This is a genomic window from Streptomyces cucumeris, assembly GCF_024295805.1.
GTDB lineage: Bacteria > Actinomycetota > Actinomycetes > Streptomycetales > Streptomycetaceae > Streptomyces > Streptomyces cucumeris.
On record NZ_JANCLX010000032.1, the window covers coordinates 43974 to 69449 of the forward strand.

General features: G+C 72.0%; 19 protein-coding genes. 9 read left to right on the forward strand and 10 right to left on the reverse strand.

Translation table 11 applies throughout. From position 1 onward, the window contains the following. Window positions 1-18 precede the first annotated feature (18 nt). Both NMK44_RS33040 and NMK44_RS33045 read right to left on the reverse strand, forming a co-directional pair. Complete coding sequence (locus NMK44_RS33040; RefSeq protein WP_254750050.1) at window positions 19-2364, reverse strand: glycoside hydrolase family 65 protein; 2346 nt, start codon at window positions 2362-2364, stop codon at window positions 19-21. Beyond that, window positions 2361-3107: an HAD family hydrolase gene (locus NMK44_RS33045; protein WP_254750052.1), complete on the reverse strand. Its 747-nt coding sequence runs from the start codon at window positions 3105-3107 to the stop codon at window positions 2361-2363. The genes NMK44_RS33040 and NMK44_RS33045 overlap by 4 nt, the downstream gene beginning before the upstream one ends. Before the next feature lie 244 nt (window positions 3108-3351). Between NMK44_RS33045 and NMK44_RS33050 the strand changes: the two genes are divergently transcribed. After that, complete coding sequence (locus NMK44_RS33050; protein WP_254750054.1) at window positions 3352-4575, forward strand: YncE family protein; 1224 nt, start codon at window positions 3352-3354, stop codon at window positions 4573-4575. 31 nt (window positions 4576-4606) lie between these two features. On the opposite strand, the gene NMK44_RS33055 is transcribed toward NMK44_RS33050, so the two are convergent. Then, window positions 4607-4984 (reverse strand): toxin Doc, encoded by a 378-nt coding sequence (locus NMK44_RS33055; RefSeq protein WP_201878155.1) that lies wholly within the window; start codon window positions 4982-4984, stop codon window positions 4607-4609. Between the two features lie 3 nt (window positions 4985-4987). Beyond that, window positions 4988-5224 (reverse strand): hypothetical protein, encoded by a 237-nt coding sequence (locus NMK44_RS33060; protein ID WP_254750055.1) that lies wholly within the window; start codon window positions 5222-5224, stop codon window positions 4988-4990. A gap of 150 nt (window positions 5225-5374) precedes the next feature. On the opposite strand from NMK44_RS33060, the gene NMK44_RS33065 reads away from it, so the two are divergent. From NMK44_RS33065 to NMK44_RS33085, 5 genes are all read left to right on the forward strand, one after another. Then, window positions 5375-6361: an aldo/keto reductase gene (locus NMK44_RS33065; protein ID WP_254750057.1), complete on the forward strand. Its 987-nt coding sequence runs from the start codon at window positions 5375-5377 to the stop codon at window positions 6359-6361. 313 nt (window positions 6362-6674) lie between these two features. Further along, window positions 6675-8951 (forward strand): MMPL family transporter, encoded by a 2277-nt coding sequence (locus NMK44_RS33070; protein ID WP_254750059.1) that lies wholly within the window; start codon window positions 6675-6677, stop codon window positions 8949-8951. Between the two features lie 31 nt (window positions 8952-8982). Beyond that, entirely contained in the window at window positions 8983-10461 is a 1479-nt protein-coding gene (locus NMK44_RS33075; protein ID WP_254750061.1) for a streptophobe family protein, read from the forward strand. Window positions 10462-10521: 60 nt separating this feature from the next. Beyond that, window positions 10522-11277 (forward strand): response regulator transcription factor, encoded by a 756-nt coding sequence (locus NMK44_RS33080; RefSeq protein WP_254750063.1) that lies wholly within the window; start codon window positions 10522-10524, stop codon window positions 11275-11277. Next, window positions 11274-12869 (forward strand): sensor histidine kinase, encoded by a 1596-nt coding sequence (locus NMK44_RS33085; protein WP_254750065.1) that lies wholly within the window; start codon window positions 11274-11276, stop codon window positions 12867-12869. The genes NMK44_RS33080 and NMK44_RS33085 overlap by 4 nt, the downstream gene beginning before the upstream one ends. Before the next feature lie 16 nt (window positions 12870-12885). Here NMK44_RS33085 and NMK44_RS33090 read toward each other — a convergent pair whose 3' ends face one another. From NMK44_RS33090 to NMK44_RS33115, 6 genes are all read right to left on the reverse strand, one after another. After that, window positions 12886-14286 (reverse strand): FG-GAP-like repeat-containing protein, encoded by a 1401-nt coding sequence (locus NMK44_RS33090; protein ID WP_254750067.1) that lies wholly within the window; start codon window positions 14284-14286, stop codon window positions 12886-12888. A 150-nt stretch (window positions 14287-14436) separates the two neighbouring features. Continuing rightward, entirely contained in the window at window positions 14437-15549 is a 1113-nt protein-coding gene (locus NMK44_RS33095; RefSeq protein ID WP_254750069.1) for a CobW family GTP-binding protein, read from the reverse strand. Between the two features lie 75 nt (window positions 15550-15624). After that, a complete protein-coding gene (locus NMK44_RS33100) occupies window positions 15625-17739 on the reverse strand; it encodes a HelD family protein (protein ID WP_374215376.1) in 2115 nt (704 codons plus the stop codon). 150 nt (window positions 17740-17889) lie between these two features. Further along, the gene (locus tag NMK44_RS33105) at window positions 17890-18534 is read right to left on the reverse strand and encodes a TetR/AcrR family transcriptional regulator (RefSeq protein WP_254750071.1); all 645 of its coding nucleotides are present in this window, start codon (window positions 18532-18534) and stop codon (window positions 17890-17892) included. 64 nt (window positions 18535-18598) lie between these two features. Continuing rightward, entirely contained in the window at window positions 18599-19606 is a 1008-nt protein-coding gene (locus NMK44_RS33110; RefSeq protein ID WP_254750073.1) for an aldo/keto reductase, read from the reverse strand. A gap of 252 nt (window positions 19607-19858) precedes the next feature. Further along, entirely contained in the window at window positions 19859-20890 is a 1032-nt protein-coding gene (locus NMK44_RS33115; RefSeq protein ID WP_254750075.1) for a PLL family lectin, read from the reverse strand. Window positions 20891-21123: 233 nt separating this feature from the next. On the opposite strand from NMK44_RS33115, the gene NMK44_RS33120 reads away from it, so the two are divergent. From NMK44_RS33120 to NMK44_RS33130, 3 genes are all read left to right on the forward strand, one after another. Next, window positions 21124-22125: a hydroxyacid dehydrogenase gene (locus NMK44_RS33120; protein ID WP_254750077.1), complete on the forward strand. Its 1002-nt coding sequence runs from the start codon at window positions 21124-21126 to the stop codon at window positions 22123-22125. Window positions 22126-22271: 146 nt separating this feature from the next. After that, window positions 22272-23357 carry a MerR family transcriptional regulator gene (locus tag NMK44_RS33125; protein ID WP_254750079.1) on the forward strand — a complete coding sequence of 362 codons (1086 nt, stop codon included), beginning with the start codon at window positions 22272-22274 and terminating at the stop codon, window positions 23355-23357. 203 nt (window positions 23358-23560) lie between these two features. Next, window positions 23561-25474, forward strand: a complete 1914-nt coding sequence (locus NMK44_RS33130; protein ID WP_254750081.1) for a glycoside hydrolase family 127 protein — start codon at window positions 23561-23563, stop codon at window positions 25472-25474. The last annotated feature ends 2 nt before the right edge of the window (window positions 25475-25476 follow it).

Sequence of the window (25476 nt, forward strand, 5' to 3'; positions counted from 1 at the left end):
CACCGTCACCGGTTCCGCTCAGGACCGGCGGTCGGGCCGGCGGCCGGGGGGCTGGCGGGGTTCGGGGCGGGCGGTGTGCTCGGGGATCTCACAGGTCTTGGGCGACTTGTCGGAGACGGTGATGGCCTCGCCGTAGTGCCGGATCTCCAGCGGGGCGCCCTCGACGAGGGAGTAGGTGACGGAGGTGGTGGTGATCTCCACCCTCAGCCGCCGTCGCAGCACTTGCACGGTGAAGGCGAGACGGGCCAGCTTCTCCGGCAGTTTGGGCGCGAACTCAAGGCTGCCCGCGATGTGGCGCATCCCGCCGAACCCGGCGACCAGGGCGATCCAGGTGCCCGCGAGCGAGGCGATGTGCAGTCCGTCGCGGGTGTTGTGCTCCAGGTCCTTCAGATCCATCAGCGCCGCCTCGCCCAAGTAGTCGTAGGCCAGGCGCAGATGGCCCACCTCGGCCGCGATGACGGCCTGGCAGCAGGCGGACAGCGAGGAGTCGCGGACGGTCAGCGGCTCGTAGTAGGCGAAGTTGCGGGCCTTCTGCTCCTCGGTGAAGCACTCGCCGCGCAGATACATCGCCAGCACCAGGTCGGCCTGTTTGACCACCTGTCTGCGGTAGAGCTCGAAGTAGGGGAAGTGGAGCATCAACGGGTAGTCGTCGGGGCGGGTGTTGTGGAAGTCCCACTCCTGGTGGCCGGTGAATCCGGTGTGCTGTTCATGCACACCGAGGGTCTTGTTGTAGGGGATGGTGATGGACTCGGCGGCGTCCCGCCAGGCGGCGGCCTCCTCGTCGTCGACGCCCAGCTCCGCACCCTTGGCGGGGTGGCGCTCCACCACGTCCGCCGCGGCCCGCAGGTTCGACTGGGCCATGAGGTTGGTGTAGACGTTGTCGTCGCCGAGGGCGCTGTACTCGTCGGGGCCGGTCACCCCGTCGATATGGAAGCGGCCGTGGTGGTCGTGGTGGCCCAGCGAGCGCCACAGCCGGGCGGTCTCCACCAGCAGCTCCACACCGGTCTCCCGTTCGAACTCCTCGTCGCCGGTGGCGGCCACGTAGCGCACCACGGCGTCGGCGACATCGGCGTTGACGTGGAAGGCCGCCGTACCGGCGGGCCAGTAGGCGGAGCATTCGGAGCCGTCGATGGTGCGCCAGGGGAAGGCGGCACCGGTGTGGCCGAGCTGACGGGCCCGGTCACGGGCCGCGGTCAGGGTGGACTGGCGCCAGCGCAGCGCCTCCGCCACGGACTCGGGGAAGGTGTAGGTGAGCAGGGGCAGTACGAAGGTGTCGGTGTCCCAGAAGGAGTGTCCGTCGTAGCCGGAACCGGTCAGGCCCTTGGCGGGGATGGCGCGTTCCTCGGCGCGGGCGCCCGCCTGGAGGACGTGGAAGAGGGCGAAGCGGACCGCCTGCTGGATCTCGGCGTCGCCCTCGACCTCCACGTCGGCGCGGTCCCAGAAGTCCTCCAGCCAGGCGCGCTGCTGTCGGACCAGTCCGTCCCAGCCGGTGCTGATGGCCCCGGCCAGGGCCGCTTCGACCTGGTCGCGTACGGCGGGCAGGGAGCGCACGCTCGACCAGCCGTAGGCGACCAGTTTCTCCAGCCGCAGGACCTCGCCGGGTTCGAGGACCGAGGTCACCGTCAGCCGGGCCACGTCGTCGCTGCTCTCGCTGGAGTGGCGGGTCGGCGCCGGACCGGTGATCAGGTGGTCGGCGGCGGCCGCGACCCGCAGCCGGCTGGCGTCGGTGCAGTGGATCAGCCGGAGCTTCCGGTCGTTGGCGGCGTGTTCCTCGGGCAGCAGCGGGGACTCCAGCGCCTGGGCCACCCGGGGGTCGCCCGCATGACTGGGCAGCTGTTCATTGGCGACCAGCTCGGACTGGACGACCACACGGACCCGGGCGTCCAGCGCCTCCACCTCGTAGGCGACGGCGGCGATGGCCCGCTGGGTGAGGGAGACCAGCCGGGTGGAGCGCACCCGGACACCGGTGCCGGAGGGCGAGCTCCACTCGCACTCGCGGTGCAGCACCCCGCCGCGCAGATCGAGGACGCGTTCGTGGGAGCGCAGCCGTCCGTAGCGCAGGTCGAAGGGCTCGTCGTCCACCAGCAACCGGATGATCTTGCCGTTGGTGATGTTGATCATGGTCTGGCCGGCCTCGGGGTAGCCGTATCCGGCCTCGGCGTAGGGCAGCGGACGCCGCTCGTACACCCCGTTGAGGTAGGAGCCGGGCAGTCCGTGGGGTTCGCCCTCGTCGAGGTTGGCGCGCCAGCCGACGTGCCCGTTGGACAGCGCGAAGAGCGATTCGCTCTGCGGCAGCACATCCAGGTGCAGCTCGGTCTCGCGCATCAGCCAGGGATCGACGGCGTACGAGGAGTCGGTGATCACGAGGCGTCCCCCTCCAGCAGTTCTGCGAGGTCCTGGACCACGATGTCAGCGCCGTGGCGGCGCAGCGCGTCGGCCTGACCCACCCGGTCCACGCCGATCACCTGGCCGAACCGGCCTGCGCGCCCGGCTTCCATGCCCGCGAGCGCGTCCTCGAAGACGGCGGCCGCGCCGGGGACGGTGTCCAGTTCACGGGCGGCCTCGAGGAAGGTGTCGGGATGGGGTTTGCCCGGCAGCGCGCGCTCGGCGGCGACCACTCCGTCGATCCGCACCTCGAAGAGGTGCTCGATCCCGGCGGCGATCAGTACGTCGCGGCAGTTGGCGCTGGAGGAGACCACCGCGGTGCGCAGCCCGGCGTCACGCACCGCCTCGGCGAACCGCACCGAACCGGGATACGCCTCGACGCCTTCTTCCCGGATCCTGGCCAGGACCAGGATGTTCTTGCGGTTGCCGAGACCGTTCACGGTGTCCCGGTCCGGCGGGTCGTCCGGGGCGCCCTCGGGGAGATCGATGCCCCGGGAGGCCAGGAAGGTGCGGACACCGTCGGCGCGCGGACGGCCGTCCACGTACTCGTCGTAGTCGGCCGCCCGGTCGAAGGGGCGGAAGGAGGGGCCGTCGCGGCGCTCCAGGAAGGCGTCGAACATCTGCTTCCACGCCGCCGCGTGCACCACGGCGGTCCGGGTCAGCACCCCGTCGAGATCGAACAGGCAGGCCCGGATGCCCGTCGGGAGGCAGGGCTTTGTCATGACCCCCGAATCCCCCGCGGGCGCCGGAATATGCGGAGGTGCACACGAATGTACGCACCGTGTGTCCGGTGCCTCCCGGGCTGCCGGGAAACCCCTTCGGCCACCGGTGGTACGCCCCTCACCTGCTTGGACGTCGGCGGGTGCCGGTGGCTGGAGGCGGTGACAGCCTGGGCGCACGGCCCACCGTGCTCCGGACAGCGGCCGCAGTCCGCTCGTTCCGCCGGAGTTCCCGCTGGAGGACACCGTGGCCAGTGGCCCGACCCACCGCTCCCCCGCGCGCCGCAGCGCCGTGGTCCGGGCCGCCGTGGCCCTGCTGCTGTGCTCCGCCGCGGTCCCGGCCTGCGCCTCCACCAGTGAGCACGGACGGGACCGGGAGACGCCCCGGGCCGGCCGCGCCTCACACCCCTCGGCCGCGGCGGAGAAGGCCGCCCGCGCCAAGCTGTTGCCGGGCATGCCCGCACCGCTGGATCCCCACGACCTCTACGCCGCCGACCGGCCGGGCAGGCTGGCCGAGGCGGTCAAGCGCTTCCCGTCGCGGGTGTACGTGCCCAACACCCTGTCGGACACCGTGAGTGTCATCGACCCCAAGACCTTCAAGGTGATCCGTACGATCCCGGTGGGCCACCAGCCGCAGCATGTGGTCCCCTCCTGGGACCTGAAGACGCTGTGGGTCAACAACGACCTGGGCAACACCCTCACCCCGATCGACCCCGCGACCGGCCGGGCCGGGCGTACGGTGGACGTCCACGACCCGTACAACCTCTACTTCACCCCGGACGGCAAGCACGCGGTGGTGATGGCCTCCAAGGACCGGCAGTTGGTGTTCCGGGACGCGCACACCATGCGGGTGGTCAAGGCGCTGCCGGTGAGCTGCTACGGCGTCAACCACGCCGACTTCTCCCCCGACGGACGCTACTTCATCGTCTCCTGCGAGTTCTCCGGCGAACTGCTGAAGGTGGACACCGCGCGGATGAAGGTGGTCGGACAGCAGCGGCTGCCGGTGGCGGGCGCGATGCCGCAGGACGTCAAGATCTCACCGGACGGCCGGAAGTGGTACGTGGCCGACATGGTGGCGAACGGGGTGTGGGTGCTCAACGGCGACACCTTCAGCCGTCCGCGGCTGCTGTCCACCGGCAAGGGCACCCACGGGCTGTACGTCAGCCGGGACTCGCGCAGGATGTACATCTCCAACCGGGGCGAGGGCACCATCTCGGTGCTCTCCTTCGACTCCGGGAAGCTGGTCGACCGGTGGCGGCTGCCCGGTGGCGGCAGCCCCGACATGGGCGGGCTCTCCGCCGACGGCAAGGTGCTGTGGCTCTCGGGCCGGTACAACGCCGAGGTGTACGCGATCGACACCCGCACCGGAAAGCTGCGCGCCCGGATCCCGGTCGGGGGCGGCCCGCACGGACTGGCGGTCTATCCGCAGCCCGGCCGCTACTCCCTCGGCCACACCGGGATCTTCCGCTGAGCCCCGGCCGCCGGACGGCGGCGCGCCGGGGTCAGATGCGCCAGGAGCGGATGCGGCCCGCCGCGTCGAACACATCGGCCTTGCTGGAGAGGATGTCCCGCACCAGGTCGATCAGCGCACCGTACGGCGGGTCGATGCCCTCCCCCGAGGCGTGCATATAGGCGACCGCGGTGGCGCTGGCGAACCGTGCGTTGCTCGCCGGCAGCGGCCTGAGCGTGGCCAGCGTGTGCAGCAGGGCGGCGGCCCGCCACGCCGGGTCGGGATCGACGCCCAGCCGGGGCGGATCGACGCGGTGGCGGGCCACGGCGGCGACCAGCCCGGAGAAGTCCGAGATGGCGGGCTGTTCGGGCAGGACTTCCTCATGCCGCTGGAGCAGCCATGGCACATCGATGTGCAGAAGGGGGGCCATCGGTCAGGCGGCCCGTCCCCGGCCGTGTTCATCCTCGGGGAACGCGTCGGCGAAGGCGTCGGCGTTGTCCGCGAAGAACCGGCGGAAGACCTCGGCGCCTTCCTGGAGGGCTCGGTGCCGGGCGATGTCGGCCACGGTCGCCTCCCGGACGAGGGCCTTCATCGTGGTGCCGCGCTCCTTGGCGATCTCGCGGAGGTCCTCAAGTTCCCGATCGCTGAATTCCACGTTGAGAGCTGACATGGCGCACACCCTACTTGCCAGGTACCCCGACAGCAATCGCCCCAGCTCACATGATGTTTTTGTAGGTACTTGACAAACTCTTGGGGGGCTTTGACCGGGTCCCGGCGGAGGTAGCGTTGACGGTCCGCACCGTTCAGAGGAAGAGGGTTCATGGAGCAGCGAGTGTGCGGCCGCACCGGCCGGAAGGTCTCCGTCGTCGGACTGGGCACCTGGCAGCTGGGCGCCGGCTGGGGCGATGTCACCGAGGCGGACGCGCGATCCGTGCTGGACGCGGCCGTCGAGGCGGGTGTGACGTTCTTCGACACCGCCGATGTGTACGGGGACGGACGCAGCGAGCAGCTCATCGGGCGGTTCCTGCGCGACCGTCCGGACGCCGGGATCTTCGTGGCGACGAAGATGGGGCGGCGGGCCGACCCACACGTGGAGGAGGCGTACACGCTGGACAACTTCCGCGCGTGGACCGACCGTTCCCGGGCGAACCTCGGGGTGGAGGTCCTCGATCTGGTGCAGCTCCACTGTCCGCCCACCCCGGTGCACTCCTCCGACGCGGTGTTCGACGCGCTGGACACCCTGGTGGCGGAGGAACGCATCGCGGCGTACGGGGTGAGCGTGGAGACCTGCGACGAGGCGCTGGCGGCCATCGCCCGGCCGGGTACGGCAAGTGTGCAGATCATCCTCAACCCGTTCCGGCTGAAGCCGCTGGAGCAGGTGATTCCGGCGGCGCGTGAGGCCGGGGTGGGGATCATCGCCCGGGTGCCGCTGGCGTCCGGTCTGCTGTCCGGGAAGTACACCAGGGACACCGTGTTCGCCGCCGATGACCACCGTTCGTTCAACCGCCACGGTGAGCAGTTCGACCAGGGCGAGACATTCTCGGGCGTGGACTACGAGGAGGGCGTCGAGGCGGCCGTCGAGTTCGGGGAGCTGGCTCCCGAGGGGGCCACGGCCGCCCAGACGGCACTGCGCTGGATCGTCCAGCAGCCGGGCGTCACCTCGGTCATCCCGGGCGCACGCTCTCCGGAGCAGGCGCGGGCCAACGCGCGGGCCGCGGCGCTGCCCCCGCTCCCGCAGACCACGCTGGACGCCGTCGGCGCGCTCTACGACCGGCGGATCCGCGCCCAGGTGCACCACCGCTGGTGAGGGACACCCCGCGCGCGGACACACCGGATGGCGTCCGCGCGCGGGCGATTCCTGGGAATTCCCTGTGAGGACAGAGGGCCACGGAGGTGACCGGGCGCACGGTGACCGGTGAACCGGCGCCCTCCGGCGACGGACCTCTCAGAAAGCTCCCAGGAACTCTCCGGAAGTGGCCGACGGCGACTGTCAGGCTCCGGGGACAGAGCGGACGACGGGTCCGGCGACGGCACGGCGCCGCGACAGACCCGGACCACGGTCCGGACCGGGCTCCCGCTCTGCGCCCCGTTGAGCCACGATCCGACCGGGAGCCATCACTGTGGCCACTTTCCTGTCCGCGCTGGGCCGCTTCTCCTTCCGAAGGCGGTGGTACGTCACCGTCCTGTGGACCGGTCTGCTGGTCCTCGCCGGTGTGCTGGCCGCCCAGGCCCCCGCGGCGCCGCACACCGACTACTCCATGCCCGGCACCGAGGCGCAGCGCGCCTATGACCTGCTCGACGAGCGGTTTCCCGGGCAGAACGCCAACGCGGCCACGGCACGAGTGGTGTTCAGGAGTGATGACGGCCCGGTGACCGAGCCGCACACCAAGCGGGCCATCGGTGAAACGGTCCGGGCGCTGGGGAAGGACCCTCAGGTCGGCCAGGTGACCGACCCCTTCGCCACCAAGGCGGTGAGCAAGGACGGCTCCACCGCCTACGCCCAGGTCACCTATGAGGTGTCCAGTTCGGAGGTGGAGGAGGACGCGCGCAGCGCGCTGCTGGCCACCGTGGAGGAGGCCCGGTCGTCCTCGCTCACGGTCGAGGTGGGCGGCAACGCGCTGTCCACCACCGCGGAAGGCCATGCCTCGGAAGCCATCGGCCTCGGCGTGGCCGCGGTGGTCCTGGTCATCACCTTCGGCGCGCTGATCGCGGCCGGACTGCCGCTGTTCACCGCCCTGTTGGGGGTGGGCATCGGCACGAGTGTCATCAAGGCGCTGTCCAGCGCGCTCGACCTGGGCTCCACCACCTCCGTGCTCGCCACCATGCTGGGCCTGGCCGTCGGTATCGACTACGCCCTGTTCGTCGTCTCCCGGTACCGCGCGGAGCTCGCGGAGGGCAGGGGCCGGGAGGAGGCGGCCGGACGGGCCCTGGGCACGGCCGGGTCCGCGGTGGTGTTCGCCGGACTCACCGTGGTGATCGCGCTGGTCGGTCTGAGCGTGGTGCACATCCCCGTGCTGACACAGATGGGACTGGCCGCGGCCGGTACCGTCGCGCTCGCCGTCCTCGTCGCCCTCACTCTTGTCCCGGCGCTGCTGGGCATCGCGGGGCGCCGGATCCGGCCCGCCGGGCCGCGCCGTGGCCGCCGCGCCAAGGCCACCGATGAGTCCGGTGCCGCCGATGCGTCCGGTGCGGCTGACGCGGATGCGGCGGATGGCACGGGTGCGGTGTCACGGCCCGGGATGGGCGTGCGCTGGGCCCGCTTCGTCACGCGGCGTCCGCTGGCGGTCCTCGTCGTGGGCGTGGCCGCCCTGCTCACCGTGGCGGTGCCCGCCGCCTCCCTGGAGCTGGACCTGCCCGACGACGGCAGCCAGCCGACGTCCACCACCCAGCGCCGGGCGTATGACCTGCTGTCGCAGGAGTTCGGGCCGGGCTTCAACGGTCCGCTGCTGCTGGTCGTACAGCCCGACGGCGACGGGAGTGCCACGGCCGCCGCGGAGCGCGCCACCGCCCGGATCCAGCGGATGGACGGCGTCGCCCGGGTCAATCCGCCCCGCTTCGACGACTCCGGCGACACCGCCGTGCTCAGCGTGGTCCCCGCCTCCGCGCCGAGCAGTGAGCAGACGACCGACCTGGTCCACGCGCTGCGCGAACCCGGCCTGGAGGCCGACAGCGACGCGCGGATCATGGTGTCCGGCACCACCGCCATGAACATCGACGTCTCCCGGAAACTGGCCGACGCCCTGGTCCCCTATCTCTCGCTCGTGGCGGGCCTGGCGCTGTTGCTGCTGATCGCCGTCTTCCGTTCGCTGCTCGTCCCGCTCAAGGCCGCGCTGGGCTTCGTCCTGTCCATCATCGCTGCGCTGGGCGCGGTCGTCGCGGTCTTCCAGTGGGGCTGGTGCGCCGAGCTGTTCGGGGTGTCCGAGCCGGGGCCCGTGGTGTCGCTCACGCCGATCTTCGTGGTCGGTGTGGTGTTCGGACTGGCCATGGACTACGAGGTGTTCCTGGTGACCCGGATGCGGGAGGCGTACGTCGGCGGACAGTCACCGCTCGCGGCCATCACCACCGGATTCGATCTCGGGGCGCGTGTCGTCACGGCGGCGGCCATCATCATGATCTCGGTCTTCGCCGCGTTCATGGGATCGGACGAACTGATGGTGAAGACCATCGGCTTCGGCCTGGCCGTGGCGGTCTTCCTGGACGCCTTCATCGTCCGGATGACCCTCGTACCGGCGGTACTCGCACTGCTCGGCCACCGGGCGTGGTGGCTCCCCCGCTGGCTGGACCGCTGGGTTCCGGACATCGATGTGGAGGGCACCTCGCTGGGCGGCCACGAGAAGGCCGCACCGGATGACACCTCCCCGGGCGCATCGGCCGATCCGGTCCGGCTCGGTTCCTGATCCACCGGCAGTGCGAAAGGAAGGATCAGTGATGTCGACAGCGTCCCAGTCCGCGGCCGCACGGCCCGGTGGCACCGCGCGCCATGCGCTCGAAGGCGCGCTCGCCGTCCTCGTGGCCGGTGCGGTGATGGCGGCCACCGCGTATCTGGCGCTGCTCGCGCTGGGCGCCGGTGACCTCGCCCCGGTGTCCCGGCTCACCTGGGCGGTCACCAGCATGGCCGTGGGCAGCGGGATCACCCTCGGCTCCGGCTCCCCGGTACCGCTCGGGGACGGCGGCGGTCGCCTGGGCGGGCTCACCGATGGACTGAGCGTGGAGATGGCGGGCGAGGCGGCGGCGATACCGCTCGGGCTGACGGTCCTGGGGGCGGTGGTGCTGGGGTACGGCTTCTTCCGGCCACTGCGTTCACGCCCCCGTCCGGCCCCGGCGCTGCTGGTGGCCCGCCTCTGCGGTGCGCTCGGCACCGCCGCGGTGCTGTTCCCGTCGCTGGCCATGCTGGCCCGGGGCACGCTCCGGCTGCCGGACGGTGTGACGGACGAGCTCGGTGACGGTTCCGGGCGGCGTGCGCTGCTGCGGTTCGGGGACGGCGGTACGTCCGCGCTGCGCTCGATGCGCTTCGAGGCCGATCCCGCGATGGCGGGGCTCCTCGGGGTGCTCGGCGTGGCGGTGCTCCTCGGGGTCGGCTGTGTGGCGGCGCGCAGGACGACGCTGCCGACGCCCCTGGCCATGAGCCGGCTGCGGCTGAAGTGGCACCCGGTTGCCTCGGCGCTGTCCGGTGTGGTGACCACCCTGTGCGTGCTGCCCCTGGCGGTCGGGGCGCTGGCGGGCGGCGCGGCACTGGCCGGATGGGACCGCGCGGCCAGGGCCGCCGGGTCACTGCTGCTGGCCGGGCCCAATCTGTCGGCCGTCGCGCTCACCTCCGGTCTGGGCTCGTCGTGGGAGGCGGCCGTCCACCGCCAGCAGGGGGAACTCGGCGGGCTGCTGGGCACGATCGGGCAGGGAGCACCGAGCGACGGCGGGCGCACCGACCGGACCGCGGCCGTGGCCGACCGGGCGGTGGCCGGGGTTCCGCTGTGGCTCATCGGGTTGCTCGTGCTCGTCGCGGCCCTGGTGCTCACCGGCCGGCTGGCCGCGGCGCGCACTCCGGCACGTACCGCGCGCGAGGAGGCCAACGCGCCGCTGAGCCGCCATCTGGAGATCGCGCTGCGGACGGGGTTCGCCGTCTGTGCTGCGGCGATGCTCCTCGCCCTGGCCTCCGGGGCGTCCTTCCGGATCGGTGTGAGTGTCATGGGCAGGGAGCTGCGCGGTGTCACCGGCGGTCTCGACGGCGCGGTGGGGCTTGCCGGGCTCAGCGGCCTCGTCCTCGCCGGGCTCGCGGCATACTGGGGGAGCCGGCTCCACGGAACCCGCACCGCGCGCCCGGGCCCGGCGCGGCCCGACGCTCCCGCGAGGCCCGTGGCCGCCCGCGCTTCCGGTCACCGCCCGCGGGGCAGTGCCGACTCGGCGTCCTGACCACCCCGCGCCGTGCTGAACAGATCCGGCCCCCAGTCTCCCGAGGCGGCACCCCAGACCATGGCAGAAGCGACAGACCCGCGGCACACCGCGGTTCCCCGGGCTCATCTCCTCGTCGTCGACGACGAACCGACCGTCCGCGAACTGCTGCCCGCCGCGCTGCGGTACGCGGGGTTCGACGTCGACGCCGCGGCGAACGGACGGGAGGCGCTGGACATGGCGGCCCACCGGCCCCCCGATCTGGTCCTGCTGGACATCATGCTGCCGGACATGGACGGTTTCGAGGTGATCCGCAGGCTGCGCGCCCAGCCACGGCCTTCCGGCCCGGGGCACGGCGGCGCCGTCCCGGTGCTGTTCCTCACCGCGCGCGACACCGCGGCGGACAAGGTCAACGGGCTGCGGCTGGGTGGCGACGACTACGTCACCAAGCCGTTCGACCTGGAGGAGCTGATCGCGCGGATCCAGGCGGTCCTGCGCCGGACCAAGGGCGAACCGCCCGCCCGTCTCGTCGTGGCCGATCTGGAGCTGGAGCCGGAGGGGCATCTGGTGACCCGGGCCGGGGAGCCGGTCCGGCTGTCGCCGACCGAGTTCCGGCTGCTGCACTTCCTGATGACCAACGCCGGGCGGACGATGTCGAAGGGACAGATCCTGGAGAACGTATGGGCCTACGACTTCGGCGGTGACCCGAGCATCGTCGACACCTACATCAGCTATCTGCGGCGGAAGATCGACCAGGTGGAGCCCAAACTCCTGCACACGGTGCACGGCGTGGGATACGTCATCCGCGGACCGAGGAAGCAGGGCGGCCGCACGTGACGCGGGTGGGACGGGCGCTGTCCCGGCTGTCGTTGCGCACGCGTCTGCTGTGTCTGTCCACGGCCCTGGTGGCGGTGGGTCTGCTGGCGGCGGGTGTGGTCGTCAGCACCACACTGCACGGCTACCTCCAGGACCGGATGGACTCCCGGCTCACGCTGACGGCCGGGATCGCCGCACGGCTGGCCCCTCCCGCGGACACCCCGCACAGTGTGCGGCTCCTCAGCTTCTTCGAGGAGACGACGGTGACGTATGTGAACGACCGGGGCGTCCCGGACCAGGCGTTCGGCGCGAGCGCGGCACCGCCCGGCGGCGGCCCGGTGCTCCCCCGGCTGGACCGCGCGGCCGTCCTGGCCACCGACGGGCGTCCGTTCACGGTGCGCGCGCACCACGGCGACCACACGTGGCGGGTCATCACCGTGCCCCGGGCCGAACCGCGTGTCGGGCTGTTGGCGACCGTCGGACCCGTGGGCGCCGCGAAGAGCTCCGGGAGCGTGATCGTGGCGTCGTCCCTGGACGCGGTCGACGCCACCGTCACCCGGACCCGGAACGTCTCGCTCACCGCCGGAGCCGGGCTGGTCGCGGCGCTCGCGGTGGCCGGGTGGTTCGCGGTCCGCTCCGGACTGCGCCCGCTGACCCGGATCCAGGAGACCACGGCGGCGATCGCCGCGGGCGACTACTCCCGGCGGATCCCCGAACTGGCGGGTCCGCACACCGAGGTGGGCCGGCTCACCGAGTATCTGAACCAGATGCTCGCCCGGATCGACACCGCCTTCCGCGCCCGGGCGGAGGCCGAGGCACGGATGCGGCGTTTCTTCGCCGACGGCAGCCATGAACTGCGCACCCCGCTCGTCGGCATCAAGGGCTATACGGATCTGTACCGGATGGGGGCCCTGCCGGCCCGTCAGGACATCGACCACACCATGCGGCGGATCGCCGAGGAGTCCGAACGCCTCACCCAGCTCGTGGAGGACATGCTGCTGCTGGCCCGGCTGGACGAGGACGCCCACCGCTCCGCGGCCGACGCCCACCAGCCGCTCGCCTTCCCGCTGGAGCTGGCCCCGATGGATCTGCGCACCCTCGCGGCCGACGCCCTGCACGACGTACGCGCTCTGGACGCGACCCGCGACGTGACCCTCACCGGGCCCGGCGGTGGCCGCCCGGCGAGCGCCCCCGCACTGGCCGACGAGGCGCGGCTGCGGCAGGTGGTCACCAATCTGGTCGGCAACGCGGTGGCGCACTCCCCCTCCGGTACCCCCGTCCGCATCGGGGTGGGCACCGACGGCGCCTACGCCGTGCTGGAGGTGGCCGACCACGGCCCCGGGCTGTCCCCGGAGGACCGGCAGCGGGTCTTCGAACGGTTCTACCGCGCCGACGACTCCCGAAGCCGCACGACGGGCGGTGGTTCCGGGCTGGGTCTGGCGATCGTCCACTCGCTGGTCTCCGCGCACGGCGGACGGGTGGATCTCGACACCGCTCCCGGCGCGGGCTGCACTTTCCGGGTGCTGCTCCCGCTGCCCTCCCCGGGCGAGGAACCGGATCCCGCCGGCCCGCGCGAGCGGGCCGACGGGCCGGAGGGTGCCGGGGAGGGCTGAGCGCGAGGCGCGTGGCTCAGCGCTGGAACTCGGTGCCCAGGACCGCGCCGGGCTCGGCGCCGCCGAGCGCGGCGGGGCCGAAGGAGACCGCGCCGTCGGTGGTGAGGCCACCGGGCTGGCCACGCAGGACCCAGGCGGCACCGCTGGAGGTCTGGGTGCCGTCCTCATCGGGGGCGCCCACGGCCAGGTCGGCCTTGCGGTCGCCGTTGGTGTCGCCGAGGCGCACCGCGGCACCGAAGCGGTCGCCCGCCTCACCGGCACCCGGAACACCGGCGGTGTCCTGGGTGAAGGCCTGGGCACCGGTGCCGGACAGACCGCCCGAGCCGCCGTAGAGCTGGACGACGCTGCCCGCGTCCTTGCCGCTGTCGATGTCCTCGTAGGGGATGCCGACGGCGATGTCCGCGTAGCCGTCGCCGTTGGCGTCACCGGCGCTCAGCTCGTAACCGAACTGGTCACCGTCCTCGTTGACGCCCGGCACGCCCGGGGTGTTCTGGTCGATCACCTTGGTGCGGGTGGTGCTCGGACCGGACGCGGTGCCGTAGAGGACCTTGATGGTGCCGTGGTCGTACGGCAGGTTCTCCACGACGTTGTCCGGCACCGTGCGCATCACCAGATCGGCGTGGCCGTCCTTGTCGACATCGCCGATGGCCGCCGAGGCGCCGTGGTCGAGCCGGGCGGAGGACTTGGTCAGGCCGTTGCCGCCGCCCTTCCAGAACAGGGTGGCCTGGGACATCTCCTCGAAGGCATGGGTGGTGACGACGTCGTCCTTGCCGTCTCCGGTGACATCGCCCGTGGTCAGGCTGGTGGGCGCGTCGATCTCCCCGGTGTCGGCGGTGGCCTCGGAGGCGGCGGCGCCGTCGCGGGTGAACGGACCGAACCGGACGCGCAGGGCGGTCGTGGCATCCGGGGCGGTGCCGACCTGGGTGAGGTCGATCAGGTCGGCGTGGCCGTCACCGTTGATGTCACCTCCGGCGATGATGCTGGTGCCGAAGTTGTCACCGTCGCCCTTGGGCAGTTCGGTGCCGCTGGTGAGACCGTTGGCCGAACCCCACAGGACGGTGACGTCCGGTTTGTTGCTGGACTGGACCGCGAGATCGGTGTAGCCGTCGCCGTCGAAGTCACGGGCGACCGTGCGCTGTCCGAACCGGGCGTCGGCCGCCGGGTTCCCGGGGACGCCCGCGGCGTCCTGGCCGATGATCTGCCGGTGGCCGGTGTCGGCGCCGGAAGCGGAGCCGTAGACGACCGCGACGTAACCCGCCTTGGCCTTGCCGGCCACCGTGCCGCCGGGCGCGGAGACGGCCAGGTCGGCGAATCCGTCCTTGTTGAAGTCAGCGTCCTGGCTGGTGGCGGCCGCGGCGGCACGGGTGGAGCCGGCGGCGCCGGCAGAGGGGGCGGCAAAGATGGCGGGGGTGGTCACGAGTGCGACCACCGTCGCGCAGCGCGCAACGGTGGAAAGGGAACGGGGGCGCACACATCCTCCTGCTCATTGGCAAGCGTTTACCTCATAGACACCCATCAGGACTGCTGTGATCGCCTGAGAGTTGCGTGCCGCAGCGCAGGTAATTTCCTAGACCGACGAAATTCCGCCAGTCATATCGGCTCCCTCGAACAGGTCGGACCCATCGGGCTCAACGGACTTATCGGCCTCCTCGGCCTGTACATACCGCAGAACGCCCATCATCTGCCGGTCGTCGACCTCACCGGGGGCGGTCTCCACGCAGTCCGCGAAACGCTTGCCGAGGTTGTCCGAGTTGATACCGGTGCCGATCATCACCAGCTGGGTGGTGCGGGGCTCTCCGCGCTCCCAGGGCACGGGCTGGAAGCGGAGGAACGAACCGACCGCGTGCAGCCCGTACTTGTATTCACCCCCGGCGCCCGCGAAGTGCAGATACCCCTTGATGCGGTACAGACCCGGGGAACGGCTGTCGAGCACATCCATGACGCGCCGGGGGTTCAGCGGTTCGGCGGAGGTGAACTCCACGCTCTCGTAGGCGGTGTGGAGATGACGGCTGTGATCGTCCTCCCCGTCGCCGCACAGATCGGCGAAGGAGAGCTGCCGGAAACGCTCCTCGGGGGTGGTGCGGGGCTGGTGGTCGAAGAGCAGGGCGGGGTCGACCCGGCCGTGCTCGGCGGTCAGGACCGGGACCCCCGGGGCGATCTCCTCGACCGTGCGCAGGACGGACCGGCGCTCCTCCTCCCCCACCCGGTCGGTCTTGTTCAGCACCACGAGGTCGGCAGCGCGCACATGACGGTCGAGCTCGGGATGGCGCTCCCGGGTACGGGGGAACTCCGCGGCGTCCACCACCTCCACCAGCCCGCCGTAGACGATCCGCTCACTGGTGCTGGACAGCAGGGAACGGATCATGCTCTGGGGTTCGGCGAGACCACTGGCCTCGATCACCACCACATCGATGCGCAGGGCGGGGTCGGTGAGCCGCTGGAGCATGTCGTCGATCTCGGAGGCGTCCGCGGCGCAGCACAGACAGCCGTTCTCGATGGGGATCATCGAGTCCACCTGTCCGGCGACGGCCAGGGCATCGATGTTGACGCTGCCGAAGTCATTGACGATGACGCCGATGCGGGTGCCCGCGCTGTCCCGCATCAGATGGTTGAGCATGGTGGTCTTCCCGGAGCCCAGGAAGCCCGTGAGGAGGATGACGGGGATCCGTGGTGTGGCCAAGGGTGCGTCTCCGTACGGCGTGGTGGGGCGGTCGCGGGCGGACCGCTCATGCTATCCGGGCACCCGCTTCCGCGATCACCGCAGGGCGTCCGGCAGCGGGCGGTGATGGAGCACGTCGAGCCGGGAGACGGCCCGGGTGAGGACCACATACAGCCGGTGGAGACCGCGGGGTTCGGCGTCCACGATGGCCGCGGGTTCGGCCACGACGACATGGTCGTACTCCAGGCCCTTGGCCACGATGGCGGGCAGGACGGTGACGCGTGCGACACCGTCCGGCTCCTCGGCCGCGGCGGTCGCGATCCCGGCCCGCTCGAGCGCCTGCGCCAACCGTGCCGTGTCCGCGGCGGCGGCGATCACGGCGATCGAACCGTCCCGCTCCAGGGCGCCGCGGACGGTCGCCACCACCTCCTCGGTGAGTCCTGCCGTCCGGCGGATCCGCAGGCTTCCGTCCCGGCGCAGCGAGCGCGCCACGGGTACGTCGACCGGAAGCGCGGCCAGGAGGCGGTTGGCGAGGTCGACGATGGCCCCGGGGACCCGGAATCCGGTGGTCAACGGCACCACGGTGGCCTCCGGCTTCCCCAGGTGGCCCAGGTGTTCGGCCCAACTGCGGGCGGCCCAGGGGGTGGTGCCCTGCGCGAGATCACCGAGAACGGTGAGGGAGCCGAATCCGGCGCGGCGGGCGATGGCGCGGCACTGCATCGCGGAGAGATCCTGTGCCTCGTCGACCACGATATGGCCGTAGCCCGCGGGTCGTTCGACGAGCCCGGCCACCTCGTCGAGGAGTATCAGGTCCGCCGCCGACCACCGGGCACTCCTGAACGACCGCGGTGGTTTCCGCCAGAGCAGGGCCGACTGCTCCTGTGCGGTGAGCAGTCCGTCGGCGGCGCGGGCCAGCGCGCCGGCGTCGCCGAACAGCTCGGCCAGCACCTCCTCCGGGCGCACGGCGGGCCATACGCCGTTCACGAACGCGGTCATGGCGGCGGACCGCTCCATCCGCCGCAGCCACGCGGTGCTCGGCGGTCCGGCACGGCGCTCGGCCTGACGCTGGAGGAGCCCGACCGCGCGGGACCGCACCCGCTCGCGTCCGATCGCGTACGGCGGGCGGGCGGCGCGCACCTCCTCGACGATCCGCTCCAGTTCATCGAGCGGGATACGGCGGCGGTAGGAGCCGTCGGGCACGGCGAGCGGTTCGGCGGGCGGCCCGACCCGGCCGTAGAGCGCGCGGGCGAGCACGGCCGCCATCCGCGAGTCGTGCTTGAGCTCCGCGGCGGCCGGGGCGTCGGTCGCGCCCACGGGGTGGCGGGCGATCTCGTCCTCCAGCGTGCACTGACGGATATCGGCCTCACCGAGCGCAGGCAGCACCTCGGCGATATAGCGCAGGAAGGCACGGTTGGGGCCGAGGATCAGAAGGCCACCGCGCTGGATGCGCTGGGGGTGGGTGTAGAGCAGATAGGCGGCGCGGTGCAGGCCGACGGCGGTCTTGCCGGTGCCGGGCGCGCCCTGGACACAGACCGAGTCGGTCAGTTCGCCGCGGACCAGGTCGTCCTGCTCGGGCTGGATGGTGGCGGCGATATCGCGCATCGGCCCCACGCGCGGGCGCTCGATCTCGCCGGTGACGATCCGGCTGGGATCCTGACGGGCCCGGCCGGAGGTGAGGTGCTCGTCCTCGATCCCGGTGAGGTCCTCCGCGTCGCCACGGCTGAAGGGCGCCCATCCGAAGCGGCGGCGGACCGCCACGCCCTGGGGGTCACGGGGGCCTGCCTGGTAGAAGGCGCGGGAGACGGGAGCCCGCCAGTCGATCACCATCGGGGGTGCCGAGGGGTGCTCGACGATCCGGCGGCGGCCGATGTGATAGCGCTGACCGCGGTGGTCCCCGGCTTCGGGGTCGTGGCCGAAGTCGAGCCGGCCGAAGAAGAGCGGGGTGTCCGGCTCCTCGGCCAGCTCCTTGGCGTAGCTGCGCAGATGACGGCCGAGGACCTCGGCATCCGCGCCGCTGCCCGACACGTCCTCACCGGTGATGACCTGGTCACCCGCCCCGTGCACCATCCGGTCCAGCGCCGCGCGGCAGGAGTCGTGGTAGGCGCGTTCCTCGGCGAGCTGCCCGGTGAGCGCGTCGGCGGGATCCGCGGTGTCCGCGGGGAGCCCCCGGTCCGGCCCGGCGCCGCGGATGTGCTGTTCGGTCGTGGTCATGGCTGTGCCGCCCCCTCGTGCCGTTCGACCGGACCAGCATAGCGTGACTCAGTCAGTTTTTTAACCCGGTCACGTTTTTTATCGGGGGAACGTCACCGAGACGGATCCCGGCCCGGCAGGGCGCTGCGGATCGGGCGTTGGCAGCGACGCTCAGGCGTAGGGAGTGAGGCCCGAGCGCAGCATGGTGAAGGCACGTTCGGCGGCGGTGACCGCGTCCGGGTGAACGCCCCAGGCGGTGGCTCCCGCCTCCACCCGGCGCCAGTTCTCCTGGGCCAGGATGCGCTGGACGGCGATGATCTGGCCCGCGGCGATGCGGGCGGTGATGTCATCCGGTCCCTCCTTCTCCTCAGCCGCCTCCGCGAGGGCCGCGGCGAGCGCGTCCTCCGAGCGGCCGGTGTACGCGAAGAGCCGTGCGACCAGGCTGGGGGTGCCGTACAGCAGCCGGTGGAAGGCGAGCACCTCGGCGTCGTCGTTGAGCCCGGTCACCGGATCGTGGCGGTCCAGTCCGTCCAGGAAGTGACGCCGCAGCGCCTCCAGGGGCGCCTCCCCCGCCGTCCGACCCCGCACCACCCGGGCCGCCTCGTCCTCGTGGTCGGCGAACCGGTGGAGCGCCAGATCCTCCTTCGAGGCGAAGTAGCGGAACAGGGTGGGCTTGGACACCTCGGCCGCGGCCGCCACATCGGCGACGGACACCTCGTCGAACCCCCGCTGGAGGAACAGCGAGATCGCCGTCTCGGAGATCGTCCGGTACATCCGCTGCTTCTTGCGTTCCCGCAGGCCCGTCTCACCGCTCATGGGTGAACCGTAGCCGCCGGTGCCTCCCCGGCGGGCGTGCGTCCGCCGGGGAGGCACCGGCCCCTCAGGGAAGGTCCACCCCGGCCTCCACGGAGAGCCGGTCGATCTCGGCGAGTTCGGCGTCGGTGAAGCCGGGCGAGTCCAGCACCGCGACGTTCTGCTCGAGCTGGGTGACACTGCTCGCGCCGATCAGCACCGAGACCACCCGTGGGTCCCGCAGCACCCATGCCAGTGCCATCTGGGCGAGGGTCTGACCGCGCCCCTCGGCCAGCTTGTTGAGCGCGCGCAGCAGGGTGAGGCGCTCCTCGGTGAGCGCGTCCCGGGTGAGGAAGTGGCCGAGCGCCATCCGGGAGTCGGCGGGCACCCCGTGCAGATAGCGGTCGGTGAGCTGGCCCTGAGCGAGGGGCGAGAAGGCGATGACGCCGACACCCGCCCGCGCCGAGGACTCCAGCACCCCACCCTCGACCCCGCGCTGGAGCATCGAGTACGGATGCTGGTTGATCAGGTACGGGGTGCGCAGCTCCGTCAGGATCGCGGCCGCCTCGTCGATCGCCTCCGGGGGATAGTTGGACAGCCCCGCGTAGAGCGCCTTGCCCTGCCGCACCGCGCTGTCGAGCGCGCCCATCGTCTCCTCGAGGGGCGTGTCCGGGTCGAAGCGGTGGGAGTAGAAGACATCGACGTGGTCCAGCCCCATCCGGGACAGCGACTGGTCGAGGCTGGCGAGGAGGTACTTGCGGGAACCCCATTCGCCGTACGGGCCGGGCCACATGAGGTACCCGGCCTTGGTGGCGATGAACAGCTCGTCACGGTAGGGGCGGAAGTCCTGGGCGAAGACGGTGCCGAAGTTGGCCTCGGCGCTGCCGGGCGGCGGGCCGTAGTTGTTGGCCAGGTCGATATGGGTGACCCCGAGGTCGACGGCGCGGCGCAGCACCGCGCGCTGTGTCCCGAGCGGGTGGGTGTCACCGAAGTTGTGCCACAGACCGAGCGAGACCTTCGGCAGCAGCACTCCGCTGCGTCCGCAGCGCTGGTACTGCATGGAGTCGTAGCGGTCGTCCGAGGCGATGTGGACCATGCGGCGCTTCCTTGTCCTCGACGGGGCGTCCGGGGCGGACGGATGCCTCCCCGGGCGGAGCGGGGATTCCGCCGCGCCGAGCCTGTCAGGTCTGCGCCGGAGCCGCGACGTCGCGCCCGTCGGCTCATCCGTTAGGGGGCCGGAAACGAAAAGGAGCCGCACACATACAAGAGGCCAGCAGTGTGGGCATCACTGCCGGCGCTCGTCACGGCCTCGGGGTGCGCGATGAGGCCGGTCGCGGTGCGGTGGCCGTCAGACGAACGTCTGGCGCTGGAGCCAGAGGTCCCTGGCGGTTCCGCTGCCCTGGAGGAACACGTACAGCAGGTTCTCCTCGTTGAGGATGGGCACGCTCACACCCGCCGATCCGATCGATCCGCCGAGCGACTGGAACCCGGTGTAGGTCGGGTCGTTCTCGGTGGACTGGACGGCGACCCACAGGGCGTTGTCGGTCGCCTTGATGAACACGTTGATCCGGCCGTCCTGGCCCAGACCGCAGGTGGGGCGCCAGACGATCTGCCCGCCCAGCTGGACCGGGGCGACGAAGGAGTCGTAGTCGTCGCTCTGCCCCACGCGCCACACCGCGGCGTCGGATCCGCGGAAGAAGATCTGCACCCGCCCCGCGGCGTCCAGACACACCGAAGGGCGGCTGGTGACGTTGCTCGCCGCCAGACCGAAGGGCTCCCAGGTGTTGGAGTTCGGGGAGCTCTGCTGGATGGTGTACAGCGTGTCCCCGACACCCTTGGTGGCCACCACGATGCGCCCTCCACCGTCCAGGACGGGCGAGGGGGTGGCGCGGACGGCCCCGCCGAGGGAGGTCGGTCCGGTGTAGGTCTCGTACAGCAGGTCCTGGTTGCGGATGAACCACAGCGCACCGTCGGTGCCGGGGAAGAACACCTGGATGCGGCCGTCGGCGTTGAGCACCGCGGCCGGGTCGTCACCGATGTTGTTCACCAGCCGCTGAGGGCCGCTGTAGCCGCCGTTGAGACTGGTCTGGGTGATGACCTCGAGGTGGTTGTCCGGGGTCCGGTAGAAGACGCGGATCTTGCCGTCCTTGCCGCGGATCGGGGCGGGGATGCCGTCGATCGACACGCCGGTGTACTGGAACCAGCCGAGCCAACTGCCGTCACGCCCCTCGACCCTGCTCCACAGGACGTTGGACCCGCCACGGATGAAGACCTGCACGCGGTCGTCGGCGAACAGGACCGGGGCGGGCTCCGAGTGGATACCGCCTTCCAGGTTGATCCAGGTACCCCACACGGTTCCGGGTGTGGTGGATATGGACATGAGGAACCTCCCTCTTCTCGTGAGACCACGAGAGCGCACAGGTGTGCACGGATACACCCTCAGTGCCCGGGGAAAGCATGGCGAATACCTGAAGAGGGGAAGATTCCGGTATATGACTGACTATTAACAATAAGACTGCTATATGAGATTGAACCGCTTCGCTTTCTGACTGGCCTGTCTCCGCACGGCGAGAGAGGCTGATCGCCTCTCATCTGTGTCACCAGGAGGCCACGGTGCCCGACTCTCCCGCCGCGCTGTTCGTGATGGACCCCGTCCATCTTCCGAAGCTCTTCCCAGTACCGCTGCTGGACCGTCTCGCGACGTCCGTGACGATCCCGGCCGGCGCCGCCGTCCGGCCGTCGGAGGTGACCGGCGCCGACCCGGCCGCCGTGGAGGTACTGATCACCGGCTGGGGCTGTGAACCGCTGACCGCCGAGGTGCTCGACGGACTGCCGAGACTGCGCGCGGTCCTGCACGCCGCGGGCAGCGTCAAGGGCCATATCACCCCCGCCTGCTGGGAACGCGGCCTCCTGGTCTCCTCCGCCGCGGCCGCCAACGCCCTGCCCGTCGCCGAGTTCACCCTCGCCACCATCCTGCTGGCGGGCAAGGACACCTTGCGGCTGCGCGCCCTGTACGCCGCCGAGCACCGTTTCCCCACCCCCGCGAGGACGGCGCACATCGGCAACTTCCGGCGCCTGGTGGGGCTCGTGGGCGCGTCCCGGATCGGCCGCCGGGTGATCGAGCTGTTGCGCCCCTTCGATCTGGACGTGGCGGTGTACGACCCGCATCTGGAGGCCGCCGAGGCGGCGGCGCTCGGCGTCCGCACGCTGCCGCTGGACGAACTCGTGGCCACCAGCGACGTGCTGAGCCTGCACGCCCCGTCGCTGCCCGCCACCCGGCATCTGCTCGACGCGCGCCGACTGGCCCTGATGCCGGACGGCGCCACGCTGATCAACACCGCGCGCGGCACCCTGGTCGACACCGACGCCCTGGTGGCCGAGCTGTCCGGCGGCCGGATCTCCGCGGTCCTGGATGTCACCGAACCGGAGCCACTGCCTTCCAAATCCCCCCTGTTCACCCTCCCCAACGTCCTGCTCACCCCCCATGTCGCGGGGGCGCTGGGCCATGAACTGGAGCGCTTGGGCGCGGCCGTGGCCGACGAGGTGGAGCGGGTGGTGGCGGGGGCGCCGCCGCTCCACCGGGTGCTGCCCGGCGACCTCGGCCGGATCGCCTAGGGCCTGCCCGGCGGGGTCCGGGCGCCGGACACGATCCACCGGACCGGGGTCCCGGGGGAACCGCCGCCGCTCAGTTGACCTTCCTCCCGGGGGAAGGCTCAGCATCGTGGTGACCGGGCGGGGCGCCCGGTCCGAGGAGGGCGGACATGGAGTTGTTGACGATCGGGGCGTTCGCGCGGGCGGCGCGGCTGTCCGCCAAGGCGCTCCGTCGCTACGACGAGCTCGGGCTGCTCACACCCGCCCGGGTCGATCCGTACTCCGGCTACCGCTTCTACGACCCGGCCCAGTTGGAACGGGCCCGGCTGGTGGTCTGGCTGCGGCGGCTGGGCATGCCGCTGGCCCGGATCCAGGCCGTGTGCGAGCTGGAACCCCGGGCCGCGGCCCGGGAGGTCCGCGCGTTCTGGGCACAGGTCGAGGCGGACACGGCGGCCCGGCGGGAACTGGCCGCCTTCCTCGACGACCATCTGTCCGGGAAGGACACCGCGATGTCTTCTGCTCACCCCACCCTGGGAATCCGCTACGCCGTGCTCTCCGACACCGGCTCCGTCCGTGAGAGCAACGAGGACGTCGGCTATGCCGGACCCCGGCTGTTCGCCGTGGCCGACGGTTTCGGCGGCGGTCGGCACGCCAGTGAGGCGGCGGTCGAGGCGCTCAAACCGCTGGAGTCGGAGGTGCCGGGCGGTGAACTGCTGAGCGCGCTGGAGGACGCGGCCCGACGGGTGCACGCCTCGGTCAGCGAACTCGCCGCGTCGGACCCGGCGCTGGCCGGGGTCGGCACCACCCTCACCGCGCTGGTGTGGTCGGGTTCCGAGCTGGGCCTGGTGCATATCGGGGACTCCCGCGCCTATCTGCTGCGCGAGGGCGAGCTGTTCCAGATCACACATGACCACACTCTGGTGCAGTCGATGGTGGACGACGGGCGGCTCACACCGGAGGAGGCCGCCTCCCACCCCCAACGGGCGCTGCTGTTGCGGGCCGTGCGCTGTGGCTCGGACTTCACACCGGACCTCACGCTGCGGGACGCCCGGGACGGTGACCGCTACCTGCTGTGTTCGGACGGGCTGAGCGGTGTCGTGGCCGACGAGGACATCCGGCGCGTCCTGGTCGCGGAGTCCGATCCGGGGCGGGCGGTCCGGACGTTGGTCGCCCTCGCCCAGCGGGCGGGCGGTCCGGACAACGTCACCTGTGTGGTGGCGCACGTCGCCGAGCGGCGCGCCCTGGTCCCGGCCTGAGCGGTCCGGGCCCTCCGGGTCAACCGCCCCCGTTCGCGGGGGCGGTGGGAACGATCCCTGGGGAAGGTGGCACCGATCCCTAGGCGATTGGGGGCTTGTCGCGGGCAAAGTGCCTGCTTATGCTCACCGCGGCGACCGGTTCCCGTGCCTGTGACCAGGAGACCCCACAGGATCACCGGCGGTCGGCCGTAAGGGGAAAGCACATGTCCGCAGGACCGATCCGCCTCTCGCCGGAGGCCCGCACCGCGCTGCGCCCGGCGACTGCGGCCCGTATCACCGGTGGCTTCTGGGCCACCCGACGCCGTATCAACGCGGAAGTCAGTGTTCCGCAGGGGTGGGAGGGGCTCGCGGCGGCGGCCGCCGAGCAGCCTTCGCCGGACGCGGAGGAACACCTGTGGCTGGAGGCGGCGTCCTGGCAGCTCGCCGAGGGCGGTGCGGGCACGGCGTTCCAGGAACTGGCCGAGCGGGTGGGCCGACTGGTCGGCGCGGCGCGCGCCGAGGAGGAGCGCCGGGAGCCGTCCGCCCCGGTCCGGCCCGTGGAACGGCGGTGGCCGGCGTCGGTATCGGAGCGTGCGCCGGCGGTCCCGGAGACCGAGCTGCGCGACGCGGTCCCGCTCCTCCAGGCCGCGGTGGCGCACCGGCGGGCCACCGGCGAGAGCACCCTGCTCGATGTGGCGCAGCGCTCCGCGGATCGCATCGGCGCACTCTTCGACGCGGGGGCCGACATGGAGCCGGTGTGCGGACCCCCGGGGATCGGCGCGGCGCTGGTCGAGCTGTACCGGGAGACCGGGGAGCGGCGTCACCTCGAACTCGCCGAGTACCTCCTGGACCGGCGGGAGCGGGACGGTCTTGACACCGGTGCGCGGGAGGACGGGCCCGACGGGCCCGGCACCGATCCGGAAGGCGCACGGCGCCGGGACCCGCTGCCGGTGCGGGAGGCATCGCAGGTCACCGGACACGCGGTGGACCGGCTGCGACTGCTGACCGGGGTCGCCGATCTGGCGGCCGAGACCGGCGACCGGGGGCTGCGGGAGGCCCTGGTGCGGCTGTGGGAGGACATGGCCGCCACCAAGACCCATGTGACGGGCGGGGTGGCCGCCCGGGACGCCGGGGAGTCCTTCGGGGACGCCTACGAGCTGCCGCCGGACCGGGCGTACGCGGAGATCTGCGCGGCCGTCGCCGCCATCGGGTTCGGCTGGCGGATGGCGCTGCTGACCGGCGACGCCCACTACAGCGATCTCATCGAACGCACCCTGTTCAACGCCTTCGCGGCCGGGGTCTCGCTGGACGGCACGCGCTGGTCCGGGGTGAATCCGCTCCAGGTCCGCGGCCACGACGAGGGAGCACCGGCCGGGCGACCGGGACGCACTCCGTGGTCCGGCGCCGGCTGCTGTCCGCCCCGCGCGGTACGGCTGCTGGCCTCACTGCCGCACTACATGGTGAGCGGCGACGCCGACGGACTCCAGCTGCACCAGTACGCCTCCGGCTCGTACGCGGCGGGTGGCGGCGCCGTGCGGGTCGGCACCGCCTACCCCTGGGAGGGCCGTATCGCGGTGGTGGTGGACGAGGTCCCCGAGGACACCGACTGGACGCTGTCGCTGCGCATCCCGCCCTGGGCGCGGGAGTACGAGGTGACGGTCGGCGGTACGCCCCGGACGGAACGGGCCCGGGACGGCTGGCTGCGGCTTCGGCGGCGCTGGCGGCCCGGTGAGGTGGTGGTGCTGAGCCTGCCGCTGTCCCCGCGGCGGACCCGGCCGGACGCACGGATCGACGCGGTCCGCGGCTGTGTCGCGATCGAGCGGGGACCGCTGGTGTACTGCCTGGAGGGAGCGGACCTGCCGGAGGGGATCCGGCTCGACGACCTCGCGCTGCATCCGGGCGCGCCGCTGGACGAGGAGCACCGGCCGGGACTGCTCGGCGGGGTGACGGTGATCACGACCCGTGGACTGCGCAGAGCGGTCCGCTCCCGCGTGTGGTGGCCCTACACCGACGGTGGCGATGGTGCGGAAGGGGCCGAGGTGCCCACCGACCCGGTGCCGGTCCATCTGACCGGAATCCCCTACTACGCCTGGGCGAACCGCGCGGACGGCCCGATGCGGGTGTGGATCCCGGTGTAGCG